This is a genomic window from Paraburkholderia sp. CNPSo 3281 (assembly GCF_024206515.1).
GTDB lineage: Bacteria > Pseudomonadota > Gammaproteobacteria > Burkholderiales > Burkholderiaceae > Paraburkholderia > Paraburkholderia nodosa.
On sequence record NZ_JAMBPS010000020.1, the window covers coordinates 108,852 to 123,662 of the forward strand.

Below are 14,811 nucleotides of genomic sequence, written 5' to 3' on the forward strand. Positions count from 1 at the left end.
ACTTTTCTTTCACTCACGCCCACATTTTCATTGTTGACTAAATAGTCAGAAATGAGTGTAATATACAAACATTCCGCACCATCGTCGAAGTCAAAAACTTCCGACGCGCTGGCGAAATGATGGACCTGTCCCCCTCGGTCGTTTCCCGGGCGATTGCGTCGCTGGAAGAGCGCCTTGGAGCACGACTGTTTCACCGGTCGACTCGGCAATTTTCGTTGACGGAAGCCGCGGAGCGCTTTTACGAGGGGTGTTGCCGCGTCCTCGACGATCTGGATTGCATGGAAGCGAGCGCTGCGGGCCACGGCCGGCTGCCGACGGGAGTGTTACGACTGGTTGCGCACACGACGGCTGCCCTGACGTGGCTGGCGCCGTTGATTGCGTCGTTCAGACGCAAACATGGAAACGTCACGCTCGATATCACGCTAACTGAGCGGCCCGTTGACCTGACGGCCGACGGTTACGACCTGGGCATCGTGCTGCCTTTCATGCTGGCAACGGATCTGGCGGTGACACGGCTTCTCCAGCGGTTGCCACTCGTCATCGTGACAACGGAAGCCTACCTTGGCAGGCATCCCTGACCACGGCATCCTGCTGATCTTGAGCAACATGCATTCGTGACGGTTCCGCCGTCGATGCACAAGCCATTTGTCTCGTTTCGGATAGAAGAGGAAAACATCGCTGTCCCGATCAACTACGAGATAGCTTCGAACAATCCGATCTTTAACCGCGACGTCATTCTGGAAGGATTGGGCATTGGTTTGCTTCCCATCACGCTCGTGGAAGAAGACATCAAGTCGGGACGACTCGTTCGACTTCTGGAAGACCTTGAGATCACGGATACCGCGGCGGAAGTCCGGCTGGCGTACATAGGGCGCGCATTGTTGCCAGCGAAGGTTAGAGCGTTTATCGATCACGCTGCGCAGTTTTTCGAAGTTGGCGAGGACAGTGCCACTCGTGCGCAGGTCGCCCGGGAACGCCGATGATGCAATGGGTAGTCAGGAGCTTGATGACTTTCCCGACATTTCGTCGCTTTCGTCCATACGAACCCGCTTGCCACGCACCTGGATCTCGTCTACGCATTCGCAAGACGAGCGACGCCGGAGAGGATGTCTGGGGTGGGGCGTGTCCACATCCGACATCTGGTTGCGATTTTTTGCACCATATTGACATAACAATCAATTTTGAATGTAATGTCATTACTGGCGTTTGATGACGTCCCAAGTGAGAGCGGTGTCATGGACACAGTCATCGCAGTCGGGAGCGTAAATGCAGGCGGCCGTTGCCAATTGAACACGATGAACGCAACACTCTTATCAGCAACAGCGGCATTGTTCGGTGCAGCCATCGGTGGCCTAACATCGCTTGTTACTCAACGAACCCAGGCAAGGGCAGAGTCGCTTGCGCACGACCGCATCCATCGGCAGGAACTCTACAGGGAATTTATCGAGCAGGCATCGCAATGCTATGTCCACGCGCTACAGCACAAAGAGCCGGACGTTACCGCTATCGTCAGTCTGTTCGCGAAGATAAGCCGCATGCGTGTCCAATCCTCTACGGAGGTTGCAATTGAAGCCGATCGGATCGGGCGAAAGATTGTGGATACCTATGATGCGCCGGAAAAAACTTTCCTTGAACTGCGCGAAATGCTCGCCGATGGTTCGATCGACATTCTGAGCCGATTCAGCGAAGTTTGCCGCGACGAATTCGATACCCTGCGGTCGGAGCAATTTTGAGTGAAAACTCGACACGCGGCTTGTGCGAATCGTCGAAGTTGAAGCCCGGCCATTGACAAGACCGCCAATATGACGACAGGTCGCCACAGAGCGGGTGATAGGCGGTGGCTGATTGCGCATGATATGGAACTGGCGCGAAGTGCTTCTCACATCTCAAGCATGCTGCACGAAGAAAGCATGCAGGCAGCCATCAAGGAAACGCTTCTTCAGTTTGAGGCCGCACACGGACCTGAGGAACTGAAAAAATTCACGCGCGCACTCGCCATGAAGCTGGAGGAGCGCGGAAACCTGAGAGCCGTAGAAGTCCTTCTGGGGTTTGTAAAGCGTGGCCCGTCGCCTGGGGCAACGCGTTGAACCTTCGCTCCGCACGCGTTCTCGCAGGAACGGCCGTGTACCAATGCGCCGAAGGAAACCTTGTATGGCAACAGTGAAGGCGGAACGTGAGTCCCCAGTTGCCCAGGGCGTCGAGTCGAGCCGATGTTCCGGGTCGCGTCATGGCCAGTCATTTGCGAACCGATTTCGTACAACGTGACTAGCGGTACCTGAAAGCGTTTCGATTGATCAACGTAGCGCAATGGGAGAGGGCAACAATGGCAAAGCGAATTGCTTATGTAACGGGGGGCATGGGTGGAATCGGAACCGCAATATGCCGGCGGCTCCATAGCGACGGATTTACCGTCGTGGCCGGCTGTGGGCCAAACTCGTTGCGTCGCGAACGGTGGCTGGCCGATCAGGCCGCGCTCGGTTTTTCCTTCACTGCGTCGGAAGGCAACGTCGCGGACTGGGAATCAACCGAGGTCGCCTTCGCCAAGGTGAAGAAGGAGATCGGCGACATCGATGTGCTGGTGAACAACGCGGGCATTACGCGAGACGGCGTTTTTCGCAGGATGTCTCGTGAGAATTGGAACGATGTCATCGACACGAATCTGACCAGCCTTTTCAATGTAACCAGGCAGGTCATCGAGGAGATGGTCGGAAAGGGGTGGGGGCGCATCATCAACATCTCCTCGGTGAATGGACAAAGAGGACAGTTCGGCCAGACCAACTATTCGACCGCGAAGGCGGGCATTCATGGCTTTACGATGGCGCTTGCCCAGGAAGTCGCGACAAAGGGCATCACGGTGAATACGGTATCCCCTGGGTACATTGGGACGGATATGGTTCGGGCCGTTCGTCCCGAGGTGCTTGATGCCATCGTCCAGAGCATTCCAGTCCGGCGCCTCGGAGAAGCCAACGAGATCGCTTCAATTGTCTCGTGGCTCGCCAGCGACGAAGCAGCCTTTTCGACTGGAGCAGACTTCTCGCTAAACGGTGGCCTTCACATGGGGTAGCGGTCTCGACCGAAGGCAATGGGCTCTCTCGCTGGTAACAGGGTGGCAGAGCCATTTCGGCGACCACCAGATGAAGTGGAGAGTGGGCCCGACGCGCCCTCTCCGCCACGCATCTGGTCGGCGGCCCCCTTGACGCCCAACCGCAGTGTCTACCGGCTTGCCACGGCCTCAGGATCGCTGGGCTGCCAACCACCACCAAGTGCCTCGAAGGCAGCAACCGCTGCCTTTGCCGATTCCGTTTGCGCCTGCACCCGCTCATCGGATGCGCGCAGCAAGTTTTCGTCGGCCTGCAGGACTTCAATCAGGCTGACGACACCTTTTTGATATGCCACAAACGAAGCGGCTCGGGCCCGCCCGAGTGAGTTCACTCCCTGCGTGAGCACCGCGGCCTCTTCTTCCCGCTTGACGAGTGCTGAAAAGGCGTTCTCCACATCTTCCGTTGCATGTAGTGCAGCAAGCCGATACGCGGCCAACATTTCGGCGTCCTGGCCCCTGGCCTGCGCGATCTGTGCATTGATGCGGCCGAAATCGAACAGACGCCAGCGCAGCCCAAGCACCCCGGCCGCCTGACTGGCGCCGCCAGTGAACAGATTGCCCGCGGCCATCGATGTTGCGCTCCCGATCAGTCCACTCAGAGAGAATTTCGGGTAATACTCGGCGATGGCCACCCCGATGCGCGCGTTCGACGCAGCCAGGCGACGCTCGGCCACGATCAGGTCGGGTCGGCGCCTGAGCAACTCTCCCGGCGTTCCCGTGCCCGCGATCCGCGGGGCGGCCGGGATGTCGCCAGCATCGACCAGCTCGGCTTGATGCGTGCCGGGCTGCGAGCCCAGCATCACATCCAGTGCGTTCATGGCCGCATCCAGTGTCGTCTCCAGGACAGGGACGGATGCCTGTACCTGGGCCAGCGCACCCTCAGCCTGGCTCACCTGAAGATCGGCCGCCAGTCCTTTTCCATACAGAAGCTTGATGGTCGAGAGCAGATCCTGCTGCGTTTGCACCTGCCGCCGGGCAACCTTCAGACGGGCCTGCAATCCACGAATCGTGATGTAAATATCGGCAGTCTGCGCCGCCACAGCCAGGCGTGTGGCCACCGCGCCGGCTTCCGAAGCCTGGTACTCCGCAAGAGCCGCCTGCCGCCCGCGACGCAGGCCACCGAACACATCCAGTTCCCAGCTCGCGCTGAAGTTGGCCTCGTAGTCGTTGCCGTAGCGGTCGAATCCGGGCGTCGAATTCAGGACCTGCCCCAAGGGCGTTTCGACAGATTGGTAGACTCGCGCCGCCTGGCCGCTGACATTGCCTGAAGGCAGCAGCGCGGCATTCGCTGCCCCGAGTCCTGCGCGCGCCTGCGAGACGCGCGCGGCGGCCTGCGCGAGGTCCAGATTCTGTTCCAGCGCGAGCGCGACGAATCGTGTGAGTTGCGGATCACCGAAACCCGTCCACCACGTGACCAGGTCAGCACTGGCCACCGCGTGCCGGTGATTCACTGCGTCCTGGCCCTGGAACTGCCCGGGCATGGCTACATTGGGCCGGACGTAATCAGGGCCCACGGCGCAGGCTGTCGAGAGGCCGGCAACAATGATCGCGGCAAGGATGTGATTGGGTAGCATGACCGTCTGCGCAGGGTTACTGTTGTGACCATAATACCAAATGGTCACTAGTTGTCTATTGCTGTATGCTATCCCCATGAAAAAAGCCACCACTCCCCCCATCACGACTCGCGGCCCCGCTGACCACGAGATACGAGATCAGATTGTTGTCGCCGCCACCGAGCACTTCAGCCGGTATGGCTACGAGAAAACGACGGTCTCCGATCTCGCCAGGGCGATCGGGTTCTCCAAGGCCTACATTTACAAGTTCTTCGAGTCCAAGCAGGCCATTGGCGAGATGATTTGCGCGAACTGCCTGCACGAGATCGAAACCGAGGTCAGGGCGGCCGTCGCCCAGACCGATCTGCCGCCGGAGAAGTTGCGGCGAATGTTCAGCGTCTTCACCGAGGCGAGCCTCCGTCTGTTTTTCCAGGACCGCAAGCTCTACGAGATTGCAGCATCTGCGGCCACGGAGAATTGGCAGGCCGTGCTTGCGTATGAAGCGCGCGTCCAGAAGCTGCTTCAGGACATCCTGCAGGAGGGTCGGCAGAGCGGGGACTTCGAGCGCAAAACACCGCTCGATGAGACCGCGATGGCGATCTATCTGGTAATGCGTCCCTACCTCAACCCGATGCTCCTGCAGTACAGCTTCGATTACACGAAGGTCGCGCCTGCGCAACTGTCCAGCCTCGTGCTCCGCAGTCTGTCGCCTTGATGGAAATTTCATTTGTGACCATTGACTAAATTGGTCACTTGAACCACAATGAAAGCCCCGATTCCTCCATCAATGGGACTTTCATGCTCCGGCGTCGCCTCGCTACCTCTGCAGTCGTCTGTGCACTGCCACTTGCGCTAGCCGCCTGCGACGGAAAAGCGCCTTCCGATCCGCGCACCGAGACGCCCCTGGTGCGCACCGCCATCGCCCAGGCGGCGATCCCCGCGTCCCGTTCGTTTACCGGAACCGTCGCCGCACGCGTGCAAAGCGACCTGGGATTTCGCGTCTCCGGCAAGGTGCTGGAGCGGCTGGTGGATGCCGGGCAAACCGTCAAACGTGGTCAGCTGCTGATGCGCCTCGACCCCATTGATCTGAAGCTTGCCGCGCAGGCCCGGCAGGACGCGGTCACCGCCGCGCGGGCACGGGCGCAGCAGACCGCGCAGGATGAGGAGCGCTACCGCGACCTGCGCGGTACCGGGGCGATATCGGCTTCGGCGTACGACCAGGCCAAGGCGGCCGCCGATGCCGCCAGGGCGCAGCTCAGTGCGGCCGAGGCGGACGCCGACGTCGCGCGCAATGCGACCGGCTATGCCGAGCTGGTGGCGGACGGGGATGGCGTCGTGATGGAAACGCTGGCCGAACCGGGTCAGGTCGTCAGCGCCGGACAGCCGGTGGTGCGCCTGGCCCACGCCGGGCGCCGCGAGGCTGTGATCCAGCTGCCGGAAACCCTGCGCCCCGCCATCGGTTCGGTCGCCCAGGCCACCCTGTTCGGTAACGGCGGCGCCAGCGTGCCAGCCACGCTGCGCCAGCTCTCGGATACGGCGGACCCGCGTACCCGCACCTTCGAAGCGCGTTATGTGCTGCAGGGTGCCCTGGCCGACGCGCCGCTGGGCGCAACCGTCACGATCGAGATACCGGACGCACGCGTGGCGCTCCTGGGCGGCTTGCAGGTGCCGATCGGCGCAGTGCTCGACGCGGGCAAAGGGCCCGGCGTGTGGGTCGTCAACGGCGAACCGGCCAGGGTTGCATGGCGGCCGGTCACGGTCCTGCACCTGGACGACGACAGCGCTCGCGTGTCAGGGGCGTTGAAACAAGGCGAGCGCGTCGTTGCGCTCGGTGCCCAGTTGCTGCGCGAAGGCGAACAGGTCCGGCTGCCCGGCCAGGCCGTCGCGGTGGCGAACGAAGGAGCCCGTCCGTGAGCGAAGGCCGATTCAACCTGTCGGCGCTCGCCGTGCGCGAGCGCTCCATCACCCTGTTCCTGATCTGCCTGATCTCTCTGGCCGGACTTCTGTCGTTCTTCAAGCTGGGGCGCGCCGAAGACCCGGCGTTCACGATCAAGGTGATGACCATCATCACCGCGTGGCCTGGTGCCACCGCGCAGGAGATGCACGATCAGGTCTCGGAGAAAATCGAAAAGCGCATGCAGGAGCTGCGCTGGTACGACCGGACCGAGACATACACGCGACCTGGGCTGGCCTTCACAACGCTGACGTTGCTCGACAGCACACCGCCGTCGGAAGTGCAGGAGGAGTTCTACCAGGCCCGGAAAAAAATCAGCGACGAGACAGCCAATCTTCCGGCTGGCGTGATCGGGCCGATGGTCAACGACGAATACGCGGATGTCACCTTTGCACTGTTCGCGCTGAAGGCGAAGGGAGAACCGCAGCGCCTGCTCGTGCGCGATGCCGAAACGCTGCGCCAGCGATTGCTGCACGTGCCGGGCGTGAAGAAGGTCAACATCATCGGCGAGCAGGCCGAGCGCATCTACATCCAGTTCTCGCATGACCGGCTGGCAACACTCGGTGTCAGCCCGCAGGACGTGTTCGCCGCGCTCAATGGCCAGAATGCCCTGACGCCGGCCGGCTCCGTGGAGACCAAAGGTCCGGAGGTGTTCATTCGCCTGGACGGCGCCTTTGACAACCTGCAGAAGATCCGCGACACGCCAGTCGTGGCGCAGGGCCGCACGCTGAAGCTGTCGGACATTGCCACTGTCGAGCGCGGTTATGAAGATCCGGCGACATTCATGATCCGCAACAACCGCGAACCAGCCTTGCTGTTGGGCATCGTGATGCGCGACGGCTGGAACGGGCTCGATCTCGGCAAGGCACTGGACAGCGAGGTCGGCGCAATCAACGCCGGGCTGCCGCTGGGCATGAGTCTGACCAAGGTCACGGATCAGGCCGTCAACATTCATTCGGCGGTCGACGAGTTCATGCTCAAGTTTTTCGCCGCTCTGCTGGTGGTCATGCTCGTGAGTTTCGTGAGCATGGGCTGGCGCGCAGGACTGGTGGTTGCAGCGGCTGTGCCGCTGACGCTGGCCATCGTGTTCGTGGTCATGGCCGCGACAGGCAAGAACTTCGACCGCATCACCCTGGGATCCCTGATCCTGGCGCTGGGCCTGCTGGTGGACGACGCGATCATCGCCATTGAAATGATGGTGGTGAAAATGGAGGAAGGCTACAGCCGTGTCGCCGCCTCTGCCTATGCCTGGAGCCATACTGCCGCCCCCATGCTCTCGGGCACGCTGGTGACGGCCGTCGGCTTCATGCCCAACGGCTTCGCGCGGTCCACCGCAGGCGAATACACCAGCAACATGTTCTGGATCGTTGGCATTGCACTGATCGCATCCTGGGTCGTTGCCGTGGTCTTCACACCCTACCTCGGCGTGAAGATGCTGCCCGACTTCAAAAAGGTCGTAGGGGGGCATGACGCGATCTATGACACGCCGCGCTATAACCGCTTCCGGCGGCTGCTCACGCGCGTCATTGCGCGCAAATGGCTGGTCGCCGGTTCGGTCGTTGGCCTCTTCGCCCTGGCCATCCTCGGAATGGGCGTGGTCAAGAAGCAGTTCTTCCCAATCTCCGACCGTCCCGAAGTGCTGGTCGAGGTGCAGATGCCCTATGGCACATCCATTTCCCAAACCAGCGCCGCTACCGAAAAGGTGGAGGCGTGGCTGGCTAAACAGAAGGAAGCCAGGATCGTCACGGCTTACGTCGGGCAAGGTGCGCCGCGCTTTTACCTGGCCATGGGGCCGGAGCTGCCCGATCCGTCGTTCGCCAAGATCGTGGTCCGCACCGACAGCCAGGACGAGCGCGACGCGTTGAAGCAGCGACTGCGTCAGGCCATTGCCGACGGTCTCGCCCCGGAAGCGCGCGTGCGGGTCACACAACTCGTGTTCGGGCCGTATTCGCCGTTCCCGGTCGCCTATCGCGTCGCCGGTCCGGACCCGGACACGCTGCGCGCAATCGCGGCTGAAGTTCAGCAGGTGATGGAGGCCAGTCCGATGATGCGCACGGTCAACACCGACTGGGGCACGCGCTCGCCCACGCTGCACTTCACGTTGCAGCAGGACCGTCTGCAGGCGGTAGGACTGACGTCCAGCGCCGTCGCGCAACAACTGCAGTTCCTGCTTACCGGCGTGCCCGTCACCGCCGTGCGTGAGGACATTCGAACCGTGCAGGTCGTCGCGCGTTCGGCCGGCGATGTGCGTCTCGACCCTGCCCGGCTCGGCGACTTCACGCTGGCCGGCGCCAACGGGCAACGCATTCCGCTGTCGCAGGTGGGCAAGGTCGACGTGCGCATGGAGGAGCCGATCATGCGCTGGCGCGACCGTGTGCCGACGATCACGGTGCGTGGCGACATTGCCGACAACCTGCAGCCGCCGGACGTATCAACGGCGATCACCGGGCTGCTTCAGCCGATCATCGCGAAGCTGCCCAGCGGCTATCGCATCGAGCAGGCGGGCTCCATCGAGGAATCGGCCAAGGCGACCACCGCCATGTTGCCGCTGTTCCCGATCATGCTGGCGATCACGCTGGTCATCATCATTCTCCAGGTCCGCTCGATTTCCGCGATGGTGATGGTGTTCCTGACGAGTCCGCTCGGCCTCATCGGTGTCGTTCCGACATTGATCCTGTTCCGGCAGCCTTTCGGTATCAACGCGCTGGTCGGCCTCATCGCGCTCTCGGGCATCCTGATGCGCAACACGCTGATCCTGATCGGGCAGATCCATCAGAACGCACACGCGGGACTAGATCCGTTCCATGCGGTCGTCGAAGCCACCGTGCAGCGTGCCCGCCCGGTGATCCTGACGGCCATGGCGGCGATCCTGGCCTTCATCCCGCTGACGCATTCGGTGTTCTGGGGAACCCTCGCCTACACGCTGATCGGCGGCACGTTCGCCGGGACGATTCTGACCCTGGTGTTCCTGCCGGCCATGTATTCCATCTGGTTCAGGATCCGGCCCGGCAACCCCGCGGATCCGCACAAGAGCCGGGATCATCAGTCATCGCGTTCAGAACCGATGACGCACGATGCGCTCGACGCGCGCAGTTAAGACACCATCAATTCACCAAACGGAGCTGTTCATGTCGAATTCCACGGTTGTCGTTGTGACCGGCGTGTCATCGGGTATCGGACGCGCCACCGCCGAGAAGTTCGCGCGGCGAGGTTGCCGCGTATTTGGCACGGTGCGCAGCATCGCAAAAGCGGTGCCTGTCTCCGGCGTCGAGCTGGTCGAGATGGATGTTCGCGACGATGCTTCGGTCAAGGCCGGAATCCAGTCCATCGTCGATCGTGCCAGGCGAATCGACGTGCTCGTCAACAATGCGGGAACGAGCCTGATCGGTGCCGTGGAGGAAACTTCGACCGCCGAAGCTGCGGCCCTGTTCGACACCAATGTATTCAGCATCCTGCGCACGACGCAGGCGGTACTCCCTCACATGCGGGAACAGCGTGCGGGGAGGATCGTCAATGTCAGTTCGGTGCTTGGCTTCTTGCCCGCCCCGTACATGGGCCTCTATTCGGCGTCCAAGCATGCCGTCGAAGGGCTGACTGAAACGCTGGACCATGAGGTGCGCCAGTTCGGCATTCGCGCAACACTGGTCGAACCGACTTTTACCAGGACCAACCTGGACATCAACGCCCCTCTGGCAAGCTCGAAAATCGCCGCCTATGACCGCGAACGGGCCCTTGCATCGAGCGCGGTCGTCAACAGTGTCAAAGGTGCCCCCGCGCCCGACGGCGTCGCGAACACAATCGTTGAAGCGGCGCTTGGCGCCTGGCGCATGCGTCGTACCCCGGCGGGTGAGGCCTCTCTGTTGAGCAAATTGCGGCGCTTCATGCCCTCCGGGCCCGTTGATTCAAGCTTGAGGAAAACATTCGGGCTTGCGTGAAGCCTTACCTCGCGCTGTAGCGCGGGCGAGTCCGTCGCCCTCGTGACGCCAGCAGACCCCCTAACCAGTGGTTCGCTTCAGGCGCCCGATGTCACGACGACTTCCGGACATTATCGCTGACCCCGCTGGAGCGGCGATGTTGTCAAGTGAGGCAGCAAGCAGCTGGAAAATTCAGATATGAAAAGCCAGGCCGTTGATTCTCCGGTATTAGCTATCGGAGAAGTCACCGCACTCGCGTTGAATCATTTTTTTTGCCCAGCGCGCAATGCGCGCTTTCTGGGCACATTTCGACAAAGAGCTTCGAGATTCCGACGTTACCGCATCGCAGTTCTGTATGCTCTCCTTGCTGCATCAGAGGGGGCCCCTGATTTTCGGCGACATGGCAGCAGAACTGGCAATGGACCGGTCAAGTCTATCCGCCAATCTCGCACCCTTGTTCCGCCGCAGGCTTGTTTCAACGATCGCCCACAAGGGAGATCGACGGAAACGTCAGCTGCACAAACGCCACAATCAATGCACTCGTCAGGGTCGATCACTTTGAGCTCGGTGAGCAACGCGGCTGAAGATTCAAAAATGCGGGTGTACCGTCGGCAATTTGATATGGCGGTTGAACTGAAGGGGGAGGCCCGGGTGAGCCTGCTCTGCATCGGGATTTCCGTCGCACATGGGTAGCAGGCCGCCCTTGCCGGCCTTCGAGAGGTGGCAGCCCGCGCAGTTCGCCTTGTTCGGGTCTTCTGCGCGTGAAGCGTCTGGGACTCGAATCTCGCGATGCACTTCAGCCGTATGGATGCCAGTTCGATGGATTCCAGGGCTCTATCCGGGGCGCGTCATGCTGACTCGCCTTGTTGGAAATCTGTAAGGATAAATTTCTTGGCAGCAGTGGAATAGGGACGCACGTGCGTGGTTTACCCACCAACACGGTGCGACCGCGGATCGATCGAGCCAGATCTGATCGTCAACGAACAACTTCCACGAAGCCTGCAAATGAGCCGAACGACAATTCAGCCTCTCTGGGTCCGCACGACACACTGGATCAACGCCGTGGCAGTCGCGCTGATGGTGACAAGCGGCTGGCAGATATACGATGCCTCGCCAATCTTTGCGCGACTAAAATTTCCCGCAAGCATGACATTGGGCGGCTGGCTGGGTGGCGCCTTGCAGTGGCACTTCGCGATCATGTGGCTGCTGGTCGCGAATTATCTTGCATACCTGTCCCTGAACATCCTTTCAAAGCGCCTGTGTAGAAAACTTCTCCCCATTCGTTTCGGTGCGGTAGCCCGGGATCTTGCCGCCGCGATGCGCGGCAAGCTGGGGCACGAGGATCTGACTCGCTACAACGCTGTTCAAAAGCTGGCATATGTGGTGGTTATCGTGGACATCGCGATCGTGATCCTTTCGGGGTTGGCGGTCTGGAAATCGGTTCAGCTACCTCTGTTGCGAACGCTGATGGGCGGATACGACAACGCACGTGTCGTCCATTTTTTCTCGATGAGCATTCTCGTCGCGTTTTTCGTCGTACACGTCATCATGGTCGCATTTGTGCCGCGCTCACTGCTCCTGATGATTCGCGGACGGTAAACGATCATGCGCCCACGCAAAAAACAAGCCAATGCGTTTCTCGTCTCGAACGCGGATTCGATCATCAAGGACGTGCGCAGCGAATTGAAGAGTCCTGCGCGCAGATTGCTCGGCAGACAGATACTCACGCTTGGCGGCATTGCCATGCTCTCGGGCTGCGATCTCTCGAACGACAAATCGGTGAATACCGCTCTGCGCAAGATGTCGTTCTTCAACGACCGCGTGCAGGCGCTGCTGTTCGATCCGAACAAGATGGCGCCGACGTATCCGGAGTCGATGATTACGCGGCCTTTCCCGTTCAACGCGTTCTATGACATCGACGACGTACCCGAAGTCGACGCCGCGACTTATCGGCTGCAGGTGGGAGGACTCGCGAACGGCAAACGCAGATGGACGCTCGACGAACTTCGAGCGCTGCCACAGGAAAGTCAGATCACGCGGCATATCTGCATCGAGGGTTGGAGCGCCATTGGACATTGGGGCGGTGTGCGTTTCTCCGATTTTCTCCGCCGTGCGGGCGCCGACACAACAGCGAAGTACGTCGCGCTCCATTGCGCCGATAACTATTGGACCAGTATTGATATGCCGACAGCCCTGCACGCGCAAACGTTGCTTACGCTGACGTACGACGGCGATGTGCTGCCGCCAAAATACGGCTTTCCGATCAAGCTGCGCATGCCGACCAAACTCGGCTACAAGAATCCGAAACATATCGTCGCAATCACGCTGACGAACGAGTATCCCGGTGGTTATTGGGAGAACCAGGGCTATAACTGGTTCGGCGGTTCCTGAAGTGCAATCGATTCCTCCCTCAACGCATATCCGCTACATGGAGCATTCATGACCATTCGACTGAAAGTTGGCGCGACCATTGCCGCAATGGCGCTTGCCGGCGGCGCGCTGGCGCAAACTCCTGATGCCAGGCCCGTACGTATTCGCGGCAATATCGTTTCCCTCGACGGCGATGTTCTCAAGGTCCATCGACGCAGTGGCGACACGGTCTCAATCGCCCTCGAGACAAACGTTCCAGTGTCGTCCGTCAAAGCGATGCAGCTGTCCGACATCAAGCCGGGTACGTTCGTCGGCACGGCAGCGACGACGGGCACCGATGGCAAGCTGACGGCGACCGAAGTCGTCGTCTTTCCTGAAGCCGCGCGTGGCACGGGGGAGGGTCACTACGCGTGGGACCTCGGTCCGAACAGCACGATGACCAACGCGAATGTTGATACTGTCGTGCAGGGCACGGAAGGTCGCAATCTGAAGCTGTCGTACAAGGGCGGCAGCAACGAGATCACGGTGCCTCCGAATGTCCCGATCGTCACCTTCATGCCGGCTGCGCGCTCCGATCTGGCGCCAGGCAAGCAAGTCTTCGTGGTTGCGAAACCAGCGTCACAGGGTACGTATGCCGCGCAGCGCCTGGTGGTCGAAAAGAACGGGGTCGTCCCGCCAATGTAAGAGGAAGCGTTCGGATTCCGCAGAAGTTCTTCGGCAATCACGATCCACGTGCCGGACCGGGGCCCGGACACCCATCCCGGTCCGGCGCGTGATGTCCTCTCTTCCCTGGCGCCAGCGGCGCGAGCGGGGAATTCCGATGCCCCCGAATGGAGTAGCAATGTCAATTGCCCAGTGCTTCACGAAGGCGTGCGGATTCCGCAATCCGCGGCACGCCTTGCTTCTTTCGCAGTGGGGCAGCAGGGGCCAAGATGGGTTTGCCGGCCCGCGGAGACCTTCCATACAACCGGTGACACCCGGAATCCGGCGAACGAACGGATTCGCAATCACGTAACACGCGGCGGGTCGCGCGGAGAGCCAGGCCACGTGCTGCGCATCAGCGCCTGCCGCGCTCAGTAACCACCGCCTGACGAATTGGTCGAAGTGCTTGACGCGCCATTGCCGCCTTGATTCATATCGCCGCTCGCGGCCACGGATCCAGAAACCGCGGCCATTCCGAGGCAAACGAGACATACAAGGACCATCCGAAGCCGCTTCATGATGATTTCCTCCTGAGGAAGCTCGTTGGAAGTTCCGCTGAGGGGTATCCAGCGAGGCATGAGTTGCGCAATTACCGACGACGCCGTCACGCGGTTCATCGCGAACGCAGGCGCCTTCACAACCATAAACGCAGCGCACAGACGCCTTATTCCTTACGCGCAACAACGATGCCCGTCTGATTGAAGGGCCGCGCCAATGCGGATGTATCAACCGGCGTCGGCGCATGGCTTCTTCTTGCCGTCTTTCGAGCTTTTTGCTGACTCGCCAGGCGATCTACGGCGCTACGACAAGCGCCGTATGCATCCCCGCTGCATAGTGTCCCGGCTTGTTGCAGATCAGCGCGTAGTGGCCGGGCACGAGCTTGAACGACACGCGCTTGGTCTTGCCCGGCGCGATGTCTTCGACTTCGCCGATCTTTTTCAGCTTGCGCTCCAGCACCCGTCCCTTATTGCTCAGGTTTACCCACATCTCGGAATGGCGCTGCTTGTAAACTGCCGCTCACGATGTTAACTTTTCGCTCGTGCGATGTCCCCGAAGCGAGGAGCGGCATTGTCGGACGCGAACAATGACGATGATTGGGCGAATGATGAGTTTGGTGCGGCGCAGTTGGGCGACGCTCGCCTGACGCAGCGTTTGATCGCACTCGCGCGACAACTCTCGCACGCTCCGCAATGTTCGTTTCCGCAGTCCCTGGATGCC

Annotated in this window: 13 protein-coding genes and 2 pseudogenes; 13 read left to right on the top strand and 2 right to left on the bottom strand. The window is 60.8% G+C overall.

Features of this window, described 5'->3' with window-relative positions; translation table 11 throughout:
* The first annotated feature begins 41 nt into the window (after nucleotides 1-41).
* The 4 genes and pseudogenes from M3I56_RS20635 (at nucleotide 42) to M3I56_RS20650 (ending at nucleotide 3,064) form a co-directional block, all read left to right on the top strand.
* Nucleotides 42-983 (top strand): annotated as a pseudogene (locus M3I56_RS20635) (LysR substrate-binding domain-containing protein).
* A gap of 252 nt (nucleotides 984-1,235) precedes the next feature.
* Nucleotides 1,236-1,733, top strand: coding sequence for a hypothetical protein (locus M3I56_RS20640; RefSeq protein WP_254355579.1), 498 nt, complete (start codon nucleotides 1,236-1,238; stop codon nucleotides 1,731-1,733).
* 177 nt (nucleotides 1,734-1,910) lie between these two features.
* Nucleotides 1,911-2,087 carry a hypothetical protein gene (locus M3I56_RS20645; RefSeq protein WP_254355580.1) on the top strand — a complete coding sequence of 59 codons (177 nt, stop codon included), beginning with the start codon at nucleotides 1,911-1,913 and terminating at the stop codon, nucleotides 2,085-2,087.
* Between the two features lie 236 nt (nucleotides 2,088-2,323).
* On the top strand, nucleotides 2,324-3,064 hold the full coding sequence (locus M3I56_RS20650) for a 3-ketoacyl-ACP reductase (RefSeq protein WP_254355581.1): 741 nt from the start codon (nucleotides 2,324-2,326) through the stop codon (nucleotides 3,062-3,064).
* A 149-nt stretch (nucleotides 3,065-3,213) separates the two neighbouring features.
* Here M3I56_RS20650 and M3I56_RS20655 read toward each other — a convergent pair whose 3' ends face one another.
* On the bottom strand, nucleotides 3,214-4,674 hold the full coding sequence (locus M3I56_RS20655) for an efflux transporter outer membrane subunit (RefSeq protein WP_254355582.1): 1,461 nt from the start codon (nucleotides 4,672-4,674) through the stop codon (nucleotides 3,214-3,216).
* A gap of 76 nt (nucleotides 4,675-4,750) precedes the next feature.
* Between M3I56_RS20655 and M3I56_RS20660 the strand changes: the two genes are divergently transcribed.
* The 8 genes from M3I56_RS20660 to M3I56_RS20695 all read left to right on the top strand — a co-directional run bounded on the left by M3I56_RS20660 (nucleotide 4,751) and on the right by M3I56_RS20695 (nucleotide 13,575).
* Nucleotides 4,751-5,368, top strand: coding sequence for a TetR/AcrR family transcriptional regulator (locus M3I56_RS20660; RefSeq protein ID WP_254355583.1), 618 nt, complete (start codon nucleotides 4,751-4,753; stop codon nucleotides 5,366-5,368).
* Nucleotides 5,369-5,451: 83 nt separating this feature from the next.
* Entirely contained in the window at nucleotides 5,452-6,567 is a 1,116-nt protein-coding gene (locus M3I56_RS20665; protein WP_254355598.1) for an efflux RND transporter periplasmic adaptor subunit, read from the top strand.
* On the top strand, nucleotides 6,564-9,704 hold the full coding sequence (locus M3I56_RS20670) for an efflux RND transporter permease subunit (protein WP_254355584.1): 3,141 nt from the start codon (nucleotides 6,564-6,566) through the stop codon (nucleotides 9,702-9,704). Before M3I56_RS20665 ends, M3I56_RS20670 begins: the two co-directional genes overlap by 4 nt.
* 31 nt (nucleotides 9,705-9,735) lie before the next feature.
* A complete protein-coding gene (locus M3I56_RS20675) occupies nucleotides 9,736-10,542 on the top strand; it encodes an oxidoreductase (protein ID WP_254355585.1) in 807 nt (268 codons plus the stop codon).
* Nucleotides 10,543-10,876: 334 nt separating this feature from the next.
* Complete coding sequence (locus tag M3I56_RS20680; protein WP_254355599.1) at nucleotides 10,877-11,083, top strand: hypothetical protein; 207 nt, start codon at nucleotides 10,877-10,879, stop codon at nucleotides 11,081-11,083.
* Nucleotides 11,084-11,526: 443 nt separating this feature from the next.
* Nucleotides 11,527-12,120: a cytochrome b/b6 domain-containing protein gene (locus tag M3I56_RS20685; protein ID WP_254355586.1), complete on the top strand. Its 594-nt coding sequence runs from the start codon at nucleotides 11,527-11,529 to the stop codon at nucleotides 12,118-12,120.
* A 6-nt stretch (nucleotides 12,121-12,126) separates the two neighbouring features.
* On the top strand, nucleotides 12,127-12,912 hold the full coding sequence (locus tag M3I56_RS20690; protein WP_254355587.1) for a molybdopterin-dependent oxidoreductase: 786 nt from the start codon (nucleotides 12,127-12,129) through the stop codon (nucleotides 12,910-12,912).
* Nucleotides 12,913-12,960: 48 nt separating this feature from the next.
* Nucleotides 12,961-13,575, top strand: coding sequence for a hypothetical protein (locus M3I56_RS20695; RefSeq protein ID WP_254355588.1), 615 nt, complete (start codon nucleotides 12,961-12,963; stop codon nucleotides 13,573-13,575).
* A gap of 810 nt (nucleotides 13,576-14,385) precedes the next feature.
* Here the strand turns inward: M3I56_RS20695 and M3I56_RS20700 are convergent.
* Nucleotides 14,386-14,562: pseudogene (locus M3I56_RS20700) on the bottom strand (plastocyanin/azurin family copper-binding protein); the annotation flags it as partial.
* A gap of 75 nt (nucleotides 14,563-14,637) precedes the next feature.
* Between M3I56_RS20700 and M3I56_RS20705 the strand changes: the two are divergent.
* The coding region (locus M3I56_RS20705) for a transposase (RefSeq protein ID WP_254354611.1) at nucleotides 14,638-14,811 on the top strand (174 nt) is incomplete at its 3' end.

Bases quoted from the DNA above. Each gene is read 5' to 3' on its own strand.
- M3I56_RS20640 (WP_254355579.1), top strand. From the start codon at position 1,236: ATGGACACAGTCATCGCAGTCGGGAGCGTAAATGCAGGCGGCCGTTGC.
- M3I56_RS20645 (WP_254355580.1), top strand. From the start codon at position 1,911: ATGCAGGCAGCCATCAAGGAAACGCTTCTTCAGTTTGAGGCCGCACAC.
- M3I56_RS20650 (WP_254355581.1), top strand. From the start codon at position 2,324: ATGGCAAAGCGAATTGCTTATGTAACGGGGGGCATGGGTGGAATCGGA.
- M3I56_RS20655 (WP_254355582.1), bottom strand. From the start codon at position 4,674: ATGCTACCCAATCACATCCTTGCCGCGATCATTGTTGCCGGCCTCTCG.
- M3I56_RS20660 (WP_254355583.1), top strand. From the start codon at position 4,751: ATGAAAAAAGCCACCACTCCCCCCATCACGACTCGCGGCCCCGCTGAC.
- M3I56_RS20665 (WP_254355598.1), top strand. From the start codon at position 5,452: ATGCTCCGGCGTCGCCTCGCTACCTCTGCAGTCGTCTGTGCACTGCCA.
- M3I56_RS20675 (WP_254355585.1), top strand. From the start codon at position 9,736: ATGTCGAATTCCACGGTTGTCGTTGTGACCGGCGTGTCATCGGGTATC.
- M3I56_RS20680 (WP_254355599.1), top strand. From the start codon at position 10,877: ATGCTCTCCTTGCTGCATCAGAGGGGGCCCCTGATTTTCGGCGACATG.
- M3I56_RS20685 (WP_254355586.1), top strand. From the start codon at position 11,527: ATGAGCCGAACGACAATTCAGCCTCTCTGGGTCCGCACGACACACTGG.
- M3I56_RS20690 (WP_254355587.1), top strand. From the start codon at position 12,127: ATGCGCCCACGCAAAAAACAAGCCAATGCGTTTCTCGTCTCGAACGCG.
- M3I56_RS20695 (WP_254355588.1), top strand. From the start codon at position 12,961: ATGACCATTCGACTGAAAGTTGGCGCGACCATTGCCGCAATGGCGCTT.